The organism is Porphyromonas uenonis DSM 23387 = JCM 13868, from assembly GCF_000482365.1.
GTDB classification, from domain to species: Bacteria; Bacteroidota; Bacteroidia; order Bacteroidales; family Porphyromonadaceae; genus Porphyromonas; species Porphyromonas uenonis.
In genome coordinates, this window is sequence record NZ_KI535306.1 from 106,081 (window position 1) to 122,856 (window position 16,776).

General features: G+C 51.3%; 10 protein-coding genes. 4 read left to right on the forward strand and 6 right to left on the reverse strand.

All coding sequences use genetic code 11. The features are described 5' to 3' along the window. The first annotated feature begins 113 nt into the window (after positions 1–113). The 4 genes from L215_RS0104130 to L215_RS0104150 all read left to right on the forward strand — a co-directional run bounded on the left by L215_RS0104130 (position 114) and on the right by L215_RS0104150 (position 5,121). On the forward strand, positions 114–896 hold the full coding sequence (locus tag L215_RS0104130) for a DUF4846 domain-containing protein (RefSeq protein ID WP_025884218.1): 783 nt from the start codon (positions 114–116) through the stop codon (positions 894–896). 12 nt (positions 897–908) lie between these two features. Next, positions 909–1,274: a hypothetical protein gene (locus L215_RS0104135; protein WP_027451385.1), complete on the forward strand. Its 366-nt coding sequence runs from the start codon at positions 909–911 to the stop codon at positions 1,272–1,274. A gap of 82 nt (positions 1,275–1,356) precedes the next feature. Beyond that, positions 1,357–3,030: a tetratricopeptide repeat protein gene (locus L215_RS0104140; protein ID WP_027451386.1), complete on the forward strand. Its 1,674-nt coding sequence runs from the start codon at positions 1,357–1,359 to the stop codon at positions 3,028–3,030. Between the two features lie 414 nt (positions 3,031–3,444). Then, positions 3,445–5,121, forward strand: a complete 1,677-nt coding sequence (locus L215_RS0104150) for a tetratricopeptide repeat protein (RefSeq protein ID WP_027451387.1) — start codon at positions 3,445–3,447, stop codon at positions 5,119–5,121. A 338-nt stretch (positions 5,122–5,459) separates the two neighbouring features. On the opposite strand, the gene hemW is transcribed toward L215_RS0104150, so the two are convergent. The 6 genes from hemW to L215_RS0104180 all read right to left on the reverse strand — a co-directional run bounded on the left by hemW (position 5,460) and on the right by L215_RS0104180 (position 16,593). After that, entirely contained in the window at positions 5,460–6,575 is a 1,116-nt protein-coding gene (gene hemW, locus L215_RS0104155) for a radical SAM family heme chaperone HemW (protein WP_025884404.1), read from the reverse strand. Between the two features lie 3 nt (positions 6,576–6,578). After that, positions 6,579–8,171, reverse strand: a complete 1,593-nt coding sequence (locus L215_RS0104160; RefSeq protein ID WP_025884403.1) for a glycoside hydrolase family 10-like protein — start codon at positions 8,169–8,171, stop codon at positions 6,579–6,581. Positions 8,172–8,661: 490 nt separating this feature from the next. After that, on the reverse strand, positions 8,662–8,895 hold the full coding sequence (locus L215_RS0104165; protein WP_027451388.1) for a hypothetical protein: 234 nt from the start codon (positions 8,893–8,895) through the stop codon (positions 8,662–8,664). 456 nt (positions 8,896–9,351) lie between these two features. Further along, the gene (locus tag L215_RS0104170) at positions 9,352–12,279 is read right to left on the reverse strand and encodes a T9SS type A sorting domain-containing protein (protein ID WP_025884077.1); all 2,928 of its coding nucleotides are present in this window, start codon (positions 12,277–12,279) and stop codon (positions 9,352–9,354) included. Positions 12,280–12,412: 133 nt separating this feature from the next. Beyond that, entirely contained in the window at positions 12,413–14,755 is a 2,343-nt protein-coding gene (locus tag L215_RS0104175; protein WP_244869671.1) for a T9SS type A sorting domain-containing protein, read from the reverse strand. Between the two features lie 113 nt (positions 14,756–14,868). Beyond that, complete coding sequence (locus L215_RS0104180) at positions 14,869–16,593, reverse strand: leucine-rich repeat domain-containing protein (RefSeq protein ID WP_025884075.1); 1,725 nt, start codon at positions 16,591–16,593, stop codon at positions 14,869–14,871. Between the last annotated feature and the right edge of the window lie 183 nt (positions 16,594–16,776).

A 16,776-nucleotide genomic window follows, 5' to 3' on the forward strand; every position in this document is an offset into this window, starting at 1 on the left:
CCCCGTTCGCAGATTCAAGTAGAGAGTGCGTACGTTCACTTTTTTTATTTCTGTAGAAGACGTACATTTGTACTGCAAATGTAAAGGAAGCGAAACGACTAGGGACTCTCCTTATGACTAGACGAAAGAAAGTGACGCTGCTGGTCATCGGGGCTACGGCTCTGGTGATGATCCTGTGCGGACTCTGGCTATGGCGCTCTATGCGCACAAGCAATCCGTGGGGCGCTCAGACTATTGGCGACATAGCTACACCCGCAGGCTACAGCCGTGTGGAGGCGCCCGCAGGGAGCTACACGGCTTATCTACGCGCCCTACCCTTGAAGCCGCGCGGTGCTAGAGTGCAGCTATACACGGGGGGCGATGCACGCTTGCAGTTTCTCTCCTCAGCGGTGATCGACCAGGATATCCTCAGCAACGATGAGCAGTGTGCCGATGTGACTATGCGTCTGCGGGCTGAGTACCTTTGGCAGAAGGGGCGTTACCGAGAGATTAGCTTTCGCAATGTCCATGGCAAGACGATGCGCTACTCTGGCGGAGCGTCTCGTAGTGCCTTCGAGCGTTATATGCGGGGCGTCTATGGCGCTTGCAGTACCTTCTCTCTATACCAGGAGACCAAGCCCCGTGCTATCCAAGATGTAATGCCAGGCGATGTGCTCGTCTACCCAGCACGCACAGGGCGCAAGTATGGTCATGCCGTTATGATAGTCGATGTGGCACGGAGCAGATCTGGCAAGGTGGCGATCATGTGCCTCGAGGGCAATACCCCCGCTCGTGAGAAGCACCTTGTGCGCAATCCCAACCCACTGCACAACCCGTGGTTTATACTCAGCGAGGAAGATGAGGCGATACAGATCTCAGTCTTCCGCTTTAACAAAGACGAGCTCAGACATTACTAACTTCACAATAATATGAGACGAACCCTCTTACTCCTCACCCTACTCCTCAGCAGCCTCCTCACCCTCTCAGCTCAGACCTATATCTATAGCGGAGATAAGCGCTACGACTACGACTCACAGGTCATCGCCACCTGGGACGGCACTCGCCTTTACAGCGGGGACAAGCGATACGACTACAATTCACGAGTCATCGCCACCTGGGACGGCACCCGCGTCTACAGTGGCGACAAGCGATACGACTACGACTCACGAGTCATCGCCACGTGGGACGGTCCTCGCATCTACAGCGGCGACAAGCGGTACGACTACGACTCCCGAGTCCGCTACACCATCGAGGGTCATCTCCCCGTTGCCGTTGCCATCTATCTCATCTTGTGATGCTTTTAGGGAGAGCAGCAGGCTATTCTTTTGGGAGAAATAGCTAAATTTGTAGCAACAAACCAGCAACTTATATCATACGATGAAGCGAATCATGGCTCTACTGCTAAGCCTCCTCTGCTTAGCCACTACACTGTCCGCTCAGGTGCAGGACACGATAGACCTCTCTACGCAAGACTTGCCCACCTTGGAGCGAACGTTTGACACATTCTCACCCGACCTCCAGGATGCCCTAGAGACTATCATGCCTAGCCCTGAGAATCAGACAGCATTCCTTGAGAACGTCCAGAAGGCCCTCCAGAGCGAGCCAAACAATGGTGTCGCTTGGGCTTACGTCGCCACCATCTACCGTATGCAGGGCAAGCCCGAGCAAGCGCTAGAGGCGGCCACCAAGGCAATCACCCTCCTACGGGCGAAGCCCGCACGTAGAGCTATGGTTTACAGCCTCCGCTCTGATATCTATACAGACCTTGAGGATGGTGTCAAGGCGCTTATGGACCTACACTCTGCTATCAAGGATGCTCCCGACACGCCTGCTCTATACTTAAAGCGCGGTGGTCTCTATATGAATATGGAGCAGTACGAACTCGCAGAGGTGGACCTGCGTAAGTTTATTTCGCTAGCTCCTAAAGACGCAACTGGCTATACTGGATTGGCTACGCTTGCGATACTACAAGAGAAGTATGAGGATGCCATACAGAACCTAAATGAAGCTATCAAGATTGCCCCAGACGAAGGCCTTCTCTACTATCTGAGAGCTGCTAGCAACATCAAGCTAGAGCACTACGATGAGGCGATGGATGACATTATCTATACCATTGCAAATAGCCTCGCAGACCAAGACACCTATTCCCTACTCAATGTCATCGCAGATCAGGCGATGCCTACTCTCGAAGCTAAGCTCAAGGCTGTAGAGTCCGTGAACAAAACGGGAGATTACCTCTTCCTCATAGGTTTGGCACATCAAAACATCGGAGACAACAAGGGTGCGCTGGAGTACTACCAGCAAGTCACAGAGCGACAAGAGCTAGACGATGTCGTAGCCAACTCTATAGCGACTGCCTATCAGGGGCTAGGTGACTACAGCTCTGCCCTCAAGTATATCGATGAGGCTATCTCGCTAGACCCTACAGACTACACCTACATTTATACCAAAGCGCAGATACTCTCAGAGGATGGCAATCTACGAAGAGCCCTCGCAGAGTCGAATAAATATGTCTCCCTCGTACCTGATGACGCTGATGGTTACTATCAGCGTGCTCAGATCAAGAGTAAGTCCCAGGACCTCCAGGACGCCATCGATGACTACTCCAAGGTCATCGAGCTAAGCGACACCTACTTATGGGCTTACATCAAGCGAGCTGACCGCTACACAGCTCTGGGACGCAAGGATGCCGCCACAGCCGACTATCGCAAGGTAATCGAGATCCTACAGGAGCACGATGCGACAGACATGTCCATGGCGTATGCTTACCAGTCTCTAGGCGAGCAGGAGCAAGCCCTAGCGACCATCGCTAAGTGTATCGAGGGGGCCCCCGACAATGCCGAGCTCTACTACAGCATCTCAGGGGTCTATGGTCGAATGGGTAAGACGCAGCAAGCGCTGGACAACCTACGCATCGCCCTCGAAAAGGGATACAAAGACCTCATCTACATTGAGGACGACACAGACCTCGCCGCCCTACGAGACAATCCACAGTACAAAGCCCTCATACAGCAGTACAAGGAGAAGCTAGGCTATAAGAAGCCCCAATAATAAGCACCCCAGACACAATCGCATAGCCACGTGGAGAGTCACAAGTCTATCCACGTGGCTTTCTTATGTCCTCTGGTAACCATGAGACTGTTGCAAAAGTCAACAGTCTCACAATCTTGCTTGCAAGATTGCCCTGACTTTGCAGAAAGGATGAAGCGCAAGGCGCTGAGGGTGAGGTCTGAAGGGAGCATACATCCGTATGTGACCGAAGCCGAATCCCGAGAGCAATGCAGCGATTCGCCTTTATGCAACAGTCTCAACATGCTGCGGACACGCACTACACGCTCCTCCACAACCGCAAGGCTATCGTTGCCTTCCTCAATAAAGAACTGGAGTTATCCTAGCCTACCAAAGCTTATCCTCTCGAAAGAAATAGCTACATTTGTAGCAACAAATAACAACTCTCTCAATACGATGAAGCGAATCATGGCTCTACTGCTAAGCCTCCTCTGCTTAGCCACTACGCTGTCCGCTCAGGTGCAGGACACGACAGCTCTCTCTGCACAAGACTTGCCCACCTTGGAGCGAACCTTTGACACATTCTCACCCGACCTCCAGGATACCCTAGGGATCATCATGTCTGAACCTGAGGATCAGGCAGCGTTCCTCGAGAACGTCCAGAAGGCACTCCAGAGCGAGCCTAACAATGGTGTCGCTTGGGCTTACGTCGCCACCATTTACCGTATGCAGGGCAAGTCCGAGCAAGCGCTAGAGGCTGCAACCAAGGCGATCACCCTCCTACAGGCGAAGCCCGCACGTAGAGCTATGGTCTACAGCCTACGCTCGGACATCTATACAGACCTTGAGGATGGTGTCAAGGCACTTATGGACCTGCACTCTGCTATCAAGGATGCTCCCGACACGCCTAATCTATACTTAAAGCGTGGTAATCTCTATGCCGCTATGGGGCAGTACGACCTCGCAGAGGTGGATATGCGTAAGATCGCTTCGCTCGATCCTAAGAACCCAATAGGCTATATTGGATTGGCTGTGATTGCGATGCAACAAGAGAGGCAGGAGGATGCCATACAGAACTTGAACGAAGCTATCAAGGTTGCCCCAGACGAAGGCTTTCTTTACTATCTGAGAGCTAATGTCTACATCAAACTAGAGCACTACAATGAGGCGATGGATGACATTATCTATACCATTGCAAACAGCCTTGCAAACGAAGACACCTATACCCTCCTCAATATCATCGCAGCTCAGGCAATGCCTACCCTCGAAGCTAAGCTCAAGGCTTTAGAGTCCGTGAGCAAAACGGGAGAGTACCTCTTCCTTATCGGCATGGCTCATCAAAACATCGGAGATGACAAAGGTGCACTGGAGTACTACCTGCAAGTCACAGAGAGACAAGAACTGACCGATTTCGTAGCCAGCCACATAGCGACTGCCTATCAGATGATAGGCGACTACAGCTCGGCACTCAAGTATATCGACGAAGCTATCTCGCTAGACCCTACGGACCACACCTACATTTACAGCAAGGCTCAGATGCTCTTTGAGGATGGCAATTTCCGAAGAGCTCTCGCAGAGTCGAATAAATATGTCTCCCTTGTACCTGACGACCTTGATGGCTACTATCAGCGTGCTCAGATCAAGAGTAAGCTCCAGGACCTTCAGGGGGCCATCGATGACTACTCCAAGGCGATCGAGCTAAGCGACACATTCTTATGGGCTTACCTCAAGCGAGCAGATCGCTACACAGCATTGGGACGCAAGGACACCGCCACGGCCGACTATCGCAAGGTGATAGATATCCTACAGGAGCACGATGCGACAGACATAACTATGGCTTACGCTTACCAGTCTCTAGGCGAGCAGGAGCAGGCCATCGCGGCCATCGCTAAGTGTATTGAGGAGGACCCAGACGATGCCGACCTCTACTACAGCATCTCAGGGGTCTATGGTCGAATGGGCAAGACGGAGCAAGCGCTGGACAACCTACGCATCGCCCTCGAAAAGGGTTACAACAGCTTTTCATTCATCGAGCAGGACGACGACCTCGCCGCCCTACGAGACAACCCGCAGTACAAAGCACTCATGCAGCAGTACAAGGAGAAGCTAGGCTACAAGATGCGAGACGAGTAACCCCGAAATTGACAACATGAGACTGTTGCAACAGTCAACAGTCTCACAATCTTGCTTGCAAGATTGTCCTGACTTTGCAGAAAGGATGAAGCGCAAGGCGCTGAGGGTGAGGTCTGAAGGGAGCATACCTCCGTATGTGACTGTTGCAAAAGTCAACAGTCTCACAATCTTGCTTGCAAGATTGTCCTGACTTTGCAGAAAGGATGAAGCGCAAGGCGCTGAGGGTGAGGTCTGAAGGGAGCATACCTCCGTATGTGACCGAAGCCGAAGCTCGAAAGCAACACAGCGATTCGCCTTTATGCAACAGTCTCAACAGATATAGGTCCTCTGGCGGGGAGCTAGCAGAGTGCGGCGCAGATGCGGTCGCACCAGATCAGTCCGTCGTGCGTCAGACGCAGATGGTCGTCGTCTGTGAGGGTGAGCAATTCCTGATCGAGCCACGGTGTGGCGCGGTCCATAATTGGTTCCGCTTGTAGCTCCGCCCGACGAAGGTCTATGCCACGGCTGGTGCGCAGCCCCAGCATGACACACTCTTCGTATAGCTCGGTCAGTGAGAGCCACTCCTCATCGGCTATGGGGAGCTTATCCTCTTGCAGACGCTCTATATATAGGTGTATGTCGGAGACATTCCACCAGCGATGCCCCGAGATGTAGCTATGAGCGCTAGGTCCTAGCCCCAGATAAGGGGTGCCAGCCCAGTAGGCGCTGTTGTGCTGAGAAGCAAAGCCTGGAAGCGCCCAGTTGGACAATTCATAATGCGTAAAGCCTGCCTTTTGACAGGCTGCGACCAGCGCATAGTACTGCGCCACGTAGGTCTCTTCGCTTGAGGGGATCACCTCTCCGCGCTCCCGCATACGATCCAAGCGTGTGCCACGCTCGTAGGTCAAGCCATAGGCTGAGAGATGCGTCACGGGCAGTGCCAACGCATGCGCCAAGCTTTCGGCCCAGTCCCGCTCATACCCCTCGGGCAGTGCGAAGATCAGATCGATGCTCACATTGTTAATGCCCGCCTGTCGTATATAGTTGACAGCCCGCTCGGCTTGTGCCGCAGAGTGTCGACGATGTAAGAAGCGCAGCGTCTCATCGCTCCAGCTTTGCACCCCCAGGCTGATGCGGTTGAAGCCTAGCTGCACCACCCCATTGGCCCATTCAGGGGACACATCCTCGGGATTCGCCTCGATGGTTATCTCGATCCTTTTATCCAGTCGCCAGAGCGAGCGGATTTGCCACATCAGTCGCTCTAGAAGTGGGAGCGGGAGACTACTAGGTGTCCCCCCGCCGAGGTAAATGGTGCGAGGAGCCGTAGCCCACACAGCTCGGTCGTGGTATATCTCTAGCTCACGGCAGAGCGACTCCACAAAGGAGCTCTGTAGCGACAAGTCGCTCTGCGAGTAGAAGTCACAATAGACGCACCGTGTAGGGCAAAACGGGATATGCAGGTAGAGCCCCCACATAGTTTACTTTAGCTCATCCGAGTTGTAGTAAAGCGCCCCCGCTGAGAGCTGGCCCGTATGTCCACTAAAGGTGGCGGGCTCTACAAAGAACTCGACCAAGACATCTTTCGGCAGGAAGTCTCGAGAGATGACCGCCGAGCGTCCTGCGAGGTTTTGCCCCAGCAGTACGAGAGGACAGTCCAGATGCGAGCCGTAGAGACGGTAGTATAGATTGAAAGTGTGCCCCGTCGGCTCCTTGAGGTTATAGCCCCACGTGATGGTCAGTTGCTCTCCGTCATCTACGATCTCCTCAACCTTTGCTCGGCCAAAGGGAATACGAGGTGCTGCGCCAAAGGCGGGACGCAACGTAGGCAGGAGGAGCTGATCCTGTCGCTCGGCAGGTAGCTGGTTGTACATCTGTAGGAATTGCTCAGCACGGTAGTAGCTCACCCCTGAGAGATTGTACTGCGCCAGCGTGTCAAGCTGATTGTAAATGTCTTGTAGCTTCCAGCGCGAGTTGTCATAAAGGCGGTAGACGCCAAGCCCCGCCACGATCGGTCCGTGGGGTGCGATGCGCTTAGCCCAATCCGCTATGTAGTAGTTGAAGTGCCCATCCTTGTAGTAGATCATCGGCACGATGAAGTCCACGATACCGCGCTGAAACCATACGAGCGGATCTTGCGACACATCGTCCTTGCAAAAGTAACCTCCAGGAGCAGGCTTAGGCAGTTGCTGATACTTGCCAATGCAAGCTGTAGAGAGCGCCACCTCAGGAGCTACCTCTTGTAGCGTACGGTGGAGCGTATCGATCATCGCCGTCACATTTTCCTCGCGCCAGGCCATACGAGGTAGCCGCTTGGGGTTCATACGCTGATAGCTCTTGAGGTCATTAAACTTACTGGGGCCATCAGGATAGCGGATATAGTCTAGGTGCACGCCATCCACATCATAGCGAGTCACTAGGTCACGCACCAGCTGGGCCATATGCGTACGCACAGCAGGCCGAGCAGGATCCATAAACCATGCGTTGCCCTGTCGGAGACACATCTCAGGGTGCGCTGCGTAGAAACCCTTACCCTGCTTAGCCAGCGCCCGCACATGATCATTCGTTCCTAGCGGATAGGAGACCATCCAGGCATGCACGCTCAGACCACGGTGGTGACACGCATCGATGGCATACTGAAGCGGGTCATAGCCCTCGGGTAGCACACCCGTCTTGCTGATCGTCGTGGAGAGAGGCTCGAGAGTACTCGGATAGAGCAGATCGCCACGCATACGTACCTGTAGGAAGACCGTATTGATCCCCGCACGCACACAGTCATCAAGCATCTTGTCGAGCGACTCCTGCTGTCGCACCATACCAGCATGCGTGTCGGCCGTCATCTTGGGCCAATCCAGACCCCAGATCGTTGTGAGCCACACAGCGCGCATCTCCGCTTTGGGACGTTGTGGCGCAGGATAAGCTACTTCACTTATAGTACAGTCAGGCAGCTCGATACGCGGTCTCCGCGTCGTAGAGTGGCGTGTACCGCACTGGCTAAGGAGGAAAAGCGTCAGCAACAGCAGTACAGACTGACGTAGTGTAGATGAAAGGGGAAATCTAAGTCTCTGGGACATCGCTCTTGTGAATTGATAGATACTACAAAGGTACGAAATCACAGCGTGAAGCTGGCTGTATCAGCTAGCCCCCCTGAGACGAACCCGCTGTAGGGACACACGAGACGTGTAGCGAAATGTAGGGACGCACGGTCGTGCGTCCGTTCCCGTTAAAACAACGACGCTGTAACATTTGACGCAACGGATGCTGTAGCCTTTGATACAACGGACGCACGACCGTGCGACCCTACAGCCGTTACACGTCTCCCGAGGAAATCGGGAATATCCAAGGAGCAAACGAAAATTCTCCACGGAGGGGCGAAATAAAACTTCGGAGGAATCAAATGAAACTTCGGAAGAATGAAATCATAAGTCCGAAGAATTTTCCTACGCCTCACTGGATAATCAGAAATCTCTACCGAGGGATTTACGATTTCCTCCATAGGGAGGTTGATGAGCTCATTATATATAATGTATCCCCCCCTAACCTCTAACCTCTAACCTCTAATCTCTACTTACATATCTTTACAGGGAAGTTCGTCCGGTACCCTCCTTTCTCGAATATCCACGTGGGAAATCTCAAATCTCCACGTGGATATTTTTTATTTTCCACGTGGGCGTCATTCATTTCCTCCGAAGTTTCATTTGATTCCTCCGAAGAATTTTTTCTTCCCCACGTGGAAAATAAAAATTCTCCACCTGGATATTTCGAAATATCCACGTGGAAATCACTTTTCCCCGACATAGCGCCGTATCGATATGTATTCAGGTCTAAATTATTATAACGAGCCAGTATCCGATCGGAGGCACCCGTCCTCCCACTGCGCCCCTATAGGGTGACGTCTCCCTAACCTCTAACTCCTCTAACAGCTTCACAGCGGAAAAGGACCTCGTCAGAGGTCCGACGCATCGTATCCATCGGTCGTTCGGGGCTATGCCCCGAACGACCGATGGATAGGCGAACGTGGTAGAAGATCGACCCCTTGTGGGTCGGACTAAGTGAAGCTTACTGCTCCAGCCCGACCGCAAGCGGTCGTTTACTCCATAATGCCTGCTCAAAACAAACAGGAGCGTGATAAGGATCTATCTCCTTACCACGCTCCTAGCTGTAGATTATAGGGTGCGCGCCTTAGTTTGTTTGGTCACGCAGCCCCCTGATGAGACCGTATGAGCTATGAGGCCCTGGTCTCGTGAAGTGACTTTACTTGGTGATGTACTGTGTGAATGTACCTGTAGCCGTCTGCATTACGACGACATACTGACCAGCAGGTAGCGTAGAGAGATCTACGACGCGTCCTGGCTGATCGATCTGCATCACGTTAGTACCGTCTACGGTCAGGATGCGAAGCGTCAGCACCTCAGCACTATTGTCCACATATAGCTGAGCCGTAGCGTCGAGCTGCGTAGGATAAGCGACAGGCTCGAGCGCACGCTCTACCTCGCTGACACCTACAGGAGCGTAAGCACCACCATTCTCATAGACGACCTCTACCGTGTAGGTGTCGGTCGTACTACCCTTAGGATCTTGGTAGTCATTACCCGTGAGACCCTCAGCGATGACCTTACCATTCTTGAGGAGCTTATAGCTCTTGACCTTGGGGAATGGTACGGGGACCTTACCCTTGGCAAAGCAGTCGAACTTATCGAGCTTCTCAACACGATCAGAGGGAGCGAAGACGAAACGCATAGCGTGATACTCCTCAGGAGGTGTAGAGCCCCTGAACTTGGTCTCAGGTACAGGGACCATCATCTGACCAGAGAGCAGGAAGCCATCTAGGTAAGGACGTACGGCATCGTTGGTGTTCTTGACACAGACGACACCAGCAGCGTTGTCCTCGTTGGGGATACCATAGCCGATGAAGAGATCGCTCATAGGATCGATCTTGAAGGGCTTGTCTAGAAGCACCGTAACCCACTCGCCGGGCTTCCAGTCTTCTGGCACGTTGAATGACTGCTCATAAGAGACACCAGCCATACCACCGAGCATATCATTGCGAGCAATACCATTGCGCAAGATGATCGTGTAGCGCTGAGCTTTCTCAGGCTCGGGGAGGTTGATGAGCGTATCGGGTATGAGACGCACGGCATAGAGTGTTGGGCTAGCCTCTCCGACGAAGCGATCACTAGCGATACGTACCGTCAGATTGTAGCGGTTCGGCGTAGAGTAGCGTCCCCTCAGCTCAGCCTTAGGATGCTTGTAGGGGATGAACTCCATCTTGTCAGGATCGGGATAACCAAAGAGAGAGACCTCCTGAAGGTTAGCAGGCTCACTCCAAGCGACCAAGACACCATTGCTACTAGCCTTAGGAGTAGCAGTCATAGTGTGTACAGCATTACCCCAGTAAGCGCCCTGCTCGAGGAGATCGGACTCACCATAGGTGTAGGCCTTGCCCTCATTACGTCCATCATCTGGTAGGGTCTCACCACCATAGTCATAGCGGACCTGTACACCGTAGACGACTGAGCCCTCACGAGACTTGTCTCCGAGAGCAACCTCACGAGACTCTGTAAACTTATTGTCGGTAACCTCCTTGACAAAGGTTCCGTTGCGATAGATGCGATAAGAGACCTTCCACTTAGCGGGGATCGTGTTCTTGTCAATAGCGGCCCAGGATAGCTGAGCCTCCGTATTGGTCACCTCTACCTTGAGGTTAGACACAGACTGTAGGGGCTTGAGACCATTACGCCACGTACCCTCTAGCTGCTTAGCCTGACCACCATCCTTAGGATCTAGGTAGATGTCCATACGGTCGATTGAGTCACCCTTCTGAAAGTGATCCCAGTGGAACTTAAGACGTCCATAGAAGTCCTCGCCCTCTGTACGACCACCCGTGAGCGTACCGACGACTAGGTGGTCAGCGCTAAAGAGTGATGAGCCAGAAGAACCACCCTCGGTAGCTCCCTGCGTATAGTGGAAGACGAAGTGAGCATTTTTCGCTCCAGCCTCGCCATCACCAGTGTCCCACTGACCTATTCTGACAGGACCAGCTGCGATAGAGATCTTCTTAGCATCTCCCATCGGGTGGTGTATACCTACAACTGGAGTCTTGGGTACCATAGACCAACGATCCCAACCATTGTAGTAGACACGATAGTTCTCAGGGACCTGTGTATGTGCCTCAAGGAGCAGACCATCACTCATACCCAAGAAGGGAAGGAACGTGCGGACATCACAACCGACGATAGACTTACCACGATTGAGTGCTAGAGAGCCGTTACTACAAGTAGGTTTTTCATAGTGGAAGACAAAGGTCCACTTGTCTAGATACTTTTGCGCTACCTCCTGTCGTGTGGTCAGAGAGATACAGTGTGCAGCGGATAGGATAAGGGGACGGAAGTCCTGGTTGGTATTGTTCATCAAGTTGCCTGAACAGAGACCGATGCCCTCTTCATCATACATAATGAGCTGGCAAACACCCGTCTTCTCAGCTTGCCACTCAGCACCTTCAGGACAGTTGATACCGATCTGAGGAATAGGATCTCCACTCTCATCCTCACCAGGGAAGAAGATGCGAAGCTTGTTGGTGTTATTGTCCACCTTGGCGTTGTAGATATAGCCGATGCCAGAGACGAGTAGCGTAGGCATGGCTCCTGTGCGTCCTGGCTCATACTCCATAATGACCTCATCACCATTCAGAGGCTCATTGGCAAAGCCTCCATGCTTGGGATGAGTCTCATGGGTATATGCACCTAAGAGTGTGGAACGATCAGGAGTGTAGATATAGAGACGACCTCCATCGTTGGGGATGAAGAAGTCATCATAGAGGAGCGTCATAGCCTTGGCTCCTGGAGAAGAGACACGTAGACGATAGATCTCCTTGCCATACTCCAACTCGATAGCCTGAGCCTGACGTGCGAAGTCAATAGAGGTCTTTACGACACGACCGATCGTGAGAGGCTTGAACTGTACCTGCCCCTTGTTCCACGCCCGTGCCGTACGGAAGTCCTGGACGTTGAACTCTGGGAGGACACGAACCACTGGCGTGCTCCCCGCTGAGCGCAACTCAGCTGTCGAAGCGGTAAAGCCAGCTGGAACTCCTCCAAAGGACTGCTGTGCCACAAGCCCTCCAACCCAAGAGAGGGCTACGACACCCACAGCTAGTAGTTTGGATATAAACGAATGATTCATAAAGCGGTGTAAACTGTGCTTTGTTTGATTAGATTAAGTATAGAGTCTAGTTACGACCCAAACACAAGATACAGTGTGGAGCAACATACTGTGCATCCACACTGTATCTTATATTATAGAGTCGTCCTTGTCATCAACGACGTATGATCAGCTTGCGAGGATCATTGCCGATCAGGACAACGTATGTACCCTCGGGTAGATCAGCTACAGTAAGCTCTGCATAACCCTCACGGCTAGTAGCGTAGCTAGCTACGAGTGAACCTGAGAGCGTGTAGATATTGACCGTCGTAGCAGGCTGTGCACCAGCGATGGTGACAAAGTCTGTAGCGGGGTTAGGATAGAGCTGAGCCTCCTCAGAGCTTGGTACGGTAGGCATGATGACACCGAGCCACTTCTCGCCATCCCATACGGCTGTATCAACAGGATTCTCGCCTGTTTTCTGATACTCAGCAAAGACCTCTGTATCCTCTTCTAGGATAAAGCTCTTATCGCCCATAATGTTGATAGGCTTACCTCCAGTCTTAAGCTTTCTCATCGTAAGAGCACCAAGCTGCCAGTCGGCAAACTCATCTTCAGCACCTGCGACGACCTCGATCTTCATACCACGAGGTAAACCTCTCGTATCAAGACCGTCACCATTGAGCTTGAGGACACCCTTACCGAGCTTCTTCAGGACTACCTTGCAGATATCGTTGGTAAAGGTAGCTACCACCTCAGCATCAACATCGGGAGCGTAGAAGTAGCGCTCGTTAAAAATGTTGACAGAGTCTCCCTTAAAGACTAGAACAAGAGACTTAAGAGCATAGCCATCCTTATGATCAGAAGTAATCGTAACCTTAGTATCTGTGTAGACATTGTCTAGGCTTGTCTGACCATTGATCTTGATAGAGCCACCCTCGCCGACAGTCTTGGTCGTAATCTTGCAGAATGCGGCTCCATCATAGGCTACCCAGCGCTCCTCAATCTTACCAGTCTTCTCGTCCTTGGTTGGGCGCTTATCATATATGCCCCAGCCCAAGTCATGAGCTGCTTTGACATCTGCCTTGAGACAACGATTTTGCTCATTGCCACTACGTGTCCGAAGAGCATAAAGACTACCAGCAAAAGTACCTAGACTTCCAGCGCTCTTCTTGGGAAGAGACTTGATGAGATTCATCATAGCATCACCCTGGATGCTGTTGCTCTGGATATAAATCTCAGAAAGGTTGGGTAGCCCAGGGAATGTGAGTGCGGTAAGCTTGTTTTCTGAGAGATCCACATAAGAGAGCTCCTTACAACCATCTAGCTTAACCCCAGTAATCTGATTCTTATTAGCACTGAGTGTAGCAAGATTAGCAAACCCAGTTAGATCTAGCGTTGTCAGTTGGTTACCATCCACATAAACAGTTCTCAGACTAGCCTTACCACCAGTTAGATCTATAGATGTAAGCAGGTTGTCACTAAGGACGACCGTGTTGAGCTCAGGACAATCCTTTATGGAGAAGTTCGTAAGCTTGTTCTTTCTTAGATTGATGTTTTTGAGGTTATCCAAACCATCGAGGTGCATCTCTGGGAGTGCGTTGTGGTTTAGACTGAGGTAGGCAATCTTAGGACATTCCTTAAGATCAATTGCCGTCAGTTGATTCTCACTCAGGTCTAGGTCCGTTAGCTCACTATTACCTTTGAAGGTAATCTTAGAAAGTTTGCCTGCGTGCAGATCAACATTTGACAACTCAGTCAGATCAGAAAGATCAATCTCACCGATCTTTGTATTCTTAGCACTTAGGGTCTCTAGACTAGTACACCCCTTTAGATTGATAGATGTAAGTGGGTTCGTAGAGACACTGAGGCCCTCAATACCAGTGGTCTTAGAGAGGTCTAGTGATGCGAGGTTATTGCTAGATAGATCTAGATCCTTACATGAGACCCCATCTAGATTGATCTCTGTTAGAGCATTGATCGGTAGGGAGACGGTCTCTAGTTTAGGAGCAGCAGCTAGGTTGATACTCTTAAGCTTGTTGGCATCAGCCCTAATCTCCTTTAGACTAGTACAACCATCAAGCTTGATCGTATTGATGTTTGATGAGGTACAGTTTAGATACTCTAGAGCTGACAGTCCAGACAGGTCAAGGTAGTCAAGAAGGTTGGTACCGCAGATTAGAGTCTTGAGGTTGACACAATTCTCAAACTTAAGGCTCTTAACCTGAGACATCGTAATCTCGAAGGAGCGGATATCTCCTGTGACGGTGATAGGCTTACTCGTAATCTCATAAGCTATCTTGCCCTCTACGGGAACAGCCTTAGCACCTTTTATCTCGATGGACTTGCTAGATCCATCAGGGCCCTCAACGATGAGGTTCATTCTATCACCGACTTTGAGCGCCGTGGTAATGGTGATTGTACCAGTAGCAGGTTTGGGCGCCTGAGCCAACGCTCGTGGTGCCATCAGCCCCAACACGCCTAGTAGCGTGAGGAGAAGGAGTAGTTTTGATTTCATAATCCTTATATAGTTAGTTAGTTTTGTCTAGGGGAAGTAGCTCTGTAGAGGCACCCGTCCTGTGCAGTGACATCTATGTCAGGGAGTCCGAGCGTCTCTACAGTGCTATGCGCTTAGTCAACAAGCACCTTAGTAGCTTGCGTACCATAGGTAACCATATAGAGACCAGCAGGCAGTGCGAGCTGGGCCTCCTGAGCAGAGGTCGTATAGACGACCTGACCATCGAGTGTGTAGATAGCGATAGGAGCTACCTCAGGAGCTACGATAGAGAGGACACCACCAGCTACGCTGATCTGTAGAGGCGACACTGGCTGGACTAGCTCATTGCCTACTGGATAGATCCTGCGGAACTTCTTCCAGTTTCTATCTTTCTGATAAGCCTCTCTAGCCTCTGTGGGAACCTCTAGGACAACTTTCTTATAGAAGTTTTTGCCCATTTCGTAGGCTTTACCCTCACTGTCCTTGCCTACTACTGGAGGTGTGACAGCAAGTATCTGTAGCGTACCACCAACCTTCTCCATAGCCTCATTGCCAGAGAATGCTAGGTTCTCAACCAAAGTGACGTTCTTACCAAGAGTTATCTTCGTAAGCTTCTTACAGTCACTGATGCAGTAAGGAGGTATCACACGGACCTTCTCAGGGATCGCGATCTCTTTGAGAGAGTAGATCTCAGAGAAAGCTGCGCGTCCTACACTATCAACGGACTCTGGGAACTTGATGGACGCAGTCCAGCTACAACCCAAGAAAGCGTAAGGCTCTATGATCTTGATGCCCTCGGGGATGGTAACAGCGGTTGTTCCCTTGAAGAGACATGTGTGGAGAGAGTTCTTGACCTTGTTGATAAGGAGCTTACCCTCATTGACGCCATCAGACTTAACCTCAAAGACGGTGTTACCCTCAGCGAGCTTAAAGGCTTCATACTTCTTAAGCTGGTAGAATGCTCCAGGAGCGATCTCCTTGACAGATGCTGGGATGGTCATCTCCTCAAGCGCCTCACAACCGTAAAAGGCGTCCTCACCTATCTTCTCCAAGCCCTCGTTGAGAACGATTTTCTTTAGATAGGAACAGTCATAGAATGCATTATCTGCTATCTCCTTCACCGTGTTGGGTAGCGTTACTGTAGTAGTACTTTTACGTTGCATAGGACAGAGATAGAGTATCGTCTGAGCCTTATTGTATAGGACGCCATCCTTTTCGGAGAGGATAGGATTCTCTGCATTGACTTCGATAGAGCCGATTTTCGTACAGCCAAGGAATGGATCCTCCCCCATCTGCTTGAGTCCCTTACCAATGCGGATCTTAGTCAAACTACTACAGAGTAGGAAAACATTGTCTCCCATCTTTTCAATATGATCTGGGATGTCGGCCTCCACCATATCAGTCATGGAGAAAGCTCTATCCTTAAGCTCCTTACAAGTCGTAGGGAGCTTGATCGAGCTGACGTTGTTGAATGCAAACGCAGCTTCTCCTACAGCAACAACAGTGCAGGGGATTAGATTCGTACCATCCTTGACGTTGAGGATCTCAGGGACCACAACTTTCTCGCCATAGATGCCAGGCTTACGCTCTTTGACATCTTGAGCTGGTGCGATCTCGACGGTCTTCTTGTCCTTGTCTACATAGCGTACGTTGAACTCTTCCTTGGTCTTGAAGATAGGACGCGTGTCTCTCTTGAGACCTTGCGACATCAGCTGTCGATCCTTCTTGACCATAAAGGAGGGTTCCTTCACTCCCCCATCGCCATAGCTGGAGAGATCGGCTGTCTGGGCTGATACTTGAAGCGAGAATCCACTCGCTGCCACAATTAGTCCTGCTGTAATCAGTAGTTTCTTTATCATATAATGTTATTGGTTAGTACTATCTAAACTCTATCTACGTGATTTCCAAATCCGTATAGCTTGCTCAAGACTGGCAACTGACGGCCAGTCTTCGAAATCGGGGGCAAGTTACAAAAAAACCGCCACATGACAAGCAAACGAAATATCTCAATCAGGGCTGACGCATTATAATTGCTCCGTTAG

What these genes read in the sequence shown, in the direction of transcription:
- L215_RS0104130 (WP_025884218.1), top strand. Translation starts at nt 114, where the DNA reads ATGACTAGACGAAAGAAAGTGACGCTGCTGGTCATCGGGGCTACGGCT.
- L215_RS0104135 (WP_027451385.1), top strand. Translation starts at nt 909, where the DNA reads ATGAGACGAACCCTCTTACTCCTCACCCTACTCCTCAGCAGCCTCCTC.
- L215_RS0104140 (WP_027451386.1), top strand. Translation starts at nt 1,357, where the DNA reads ATGAAGCGAATCATGGCTCTACTGCTAAGCCTCCTCTGCTTAGCCACT.
- L215_RS0104150 (WP_027451387.1), top strand. Translation starts at nt 3,445, where the DNA reads ATGAAGCGAATCATGGCTCTACTGCTAAGCCTCCTCTGCTTAGCCACT.
- hemW (WP_025884404.1), bottom strand. Translation starts at nt 6,575, where the DNA reads ATGTGGGGGCTCTACCTGCATATCCCGTTTTGCCCTACACGGTGCGTC.
- L215_RS0104160 (WP_025884403.1), bottom strand. Translation starts at nt 8,171, where the DNA reads ATGTCCCAGAGACTTAGATTTCCCCTTTCATCTACACTACGTCAGTCT.
- L215_RS0104165 (WP_027451388.1), bottom strand. Translation starts at nt 8,895, where the DNA reads ATGTCGGGGAAAAGTGATTTCCACGTGGATATTTCGAAATATCCAGGT.
- L215_RS0104170 (WP_025884077.1), bottom strand. Translation starts at nt 12,279, where the DNA reads ATGAATCATTCGTTTATATCCAAACTACTAGCTGTGGGTGTCGTAGCC.
- L215_RS0104175 (WP_244869671.1), bottom strand. Translation starts at nt 14,755, where the DNA reads ATGAAATCAAAACTACTCCTTCTCCTCACGCTACTAGGCGTGTTGGGG.
- L215_RS0104180 (WP_025884075.1), bottom strand. Translation starts at nt 16,593, where the DNA reads ATGATAAAGAAACTACTGATTACAGCAGGACTAATTGTGGCAGCGAGT.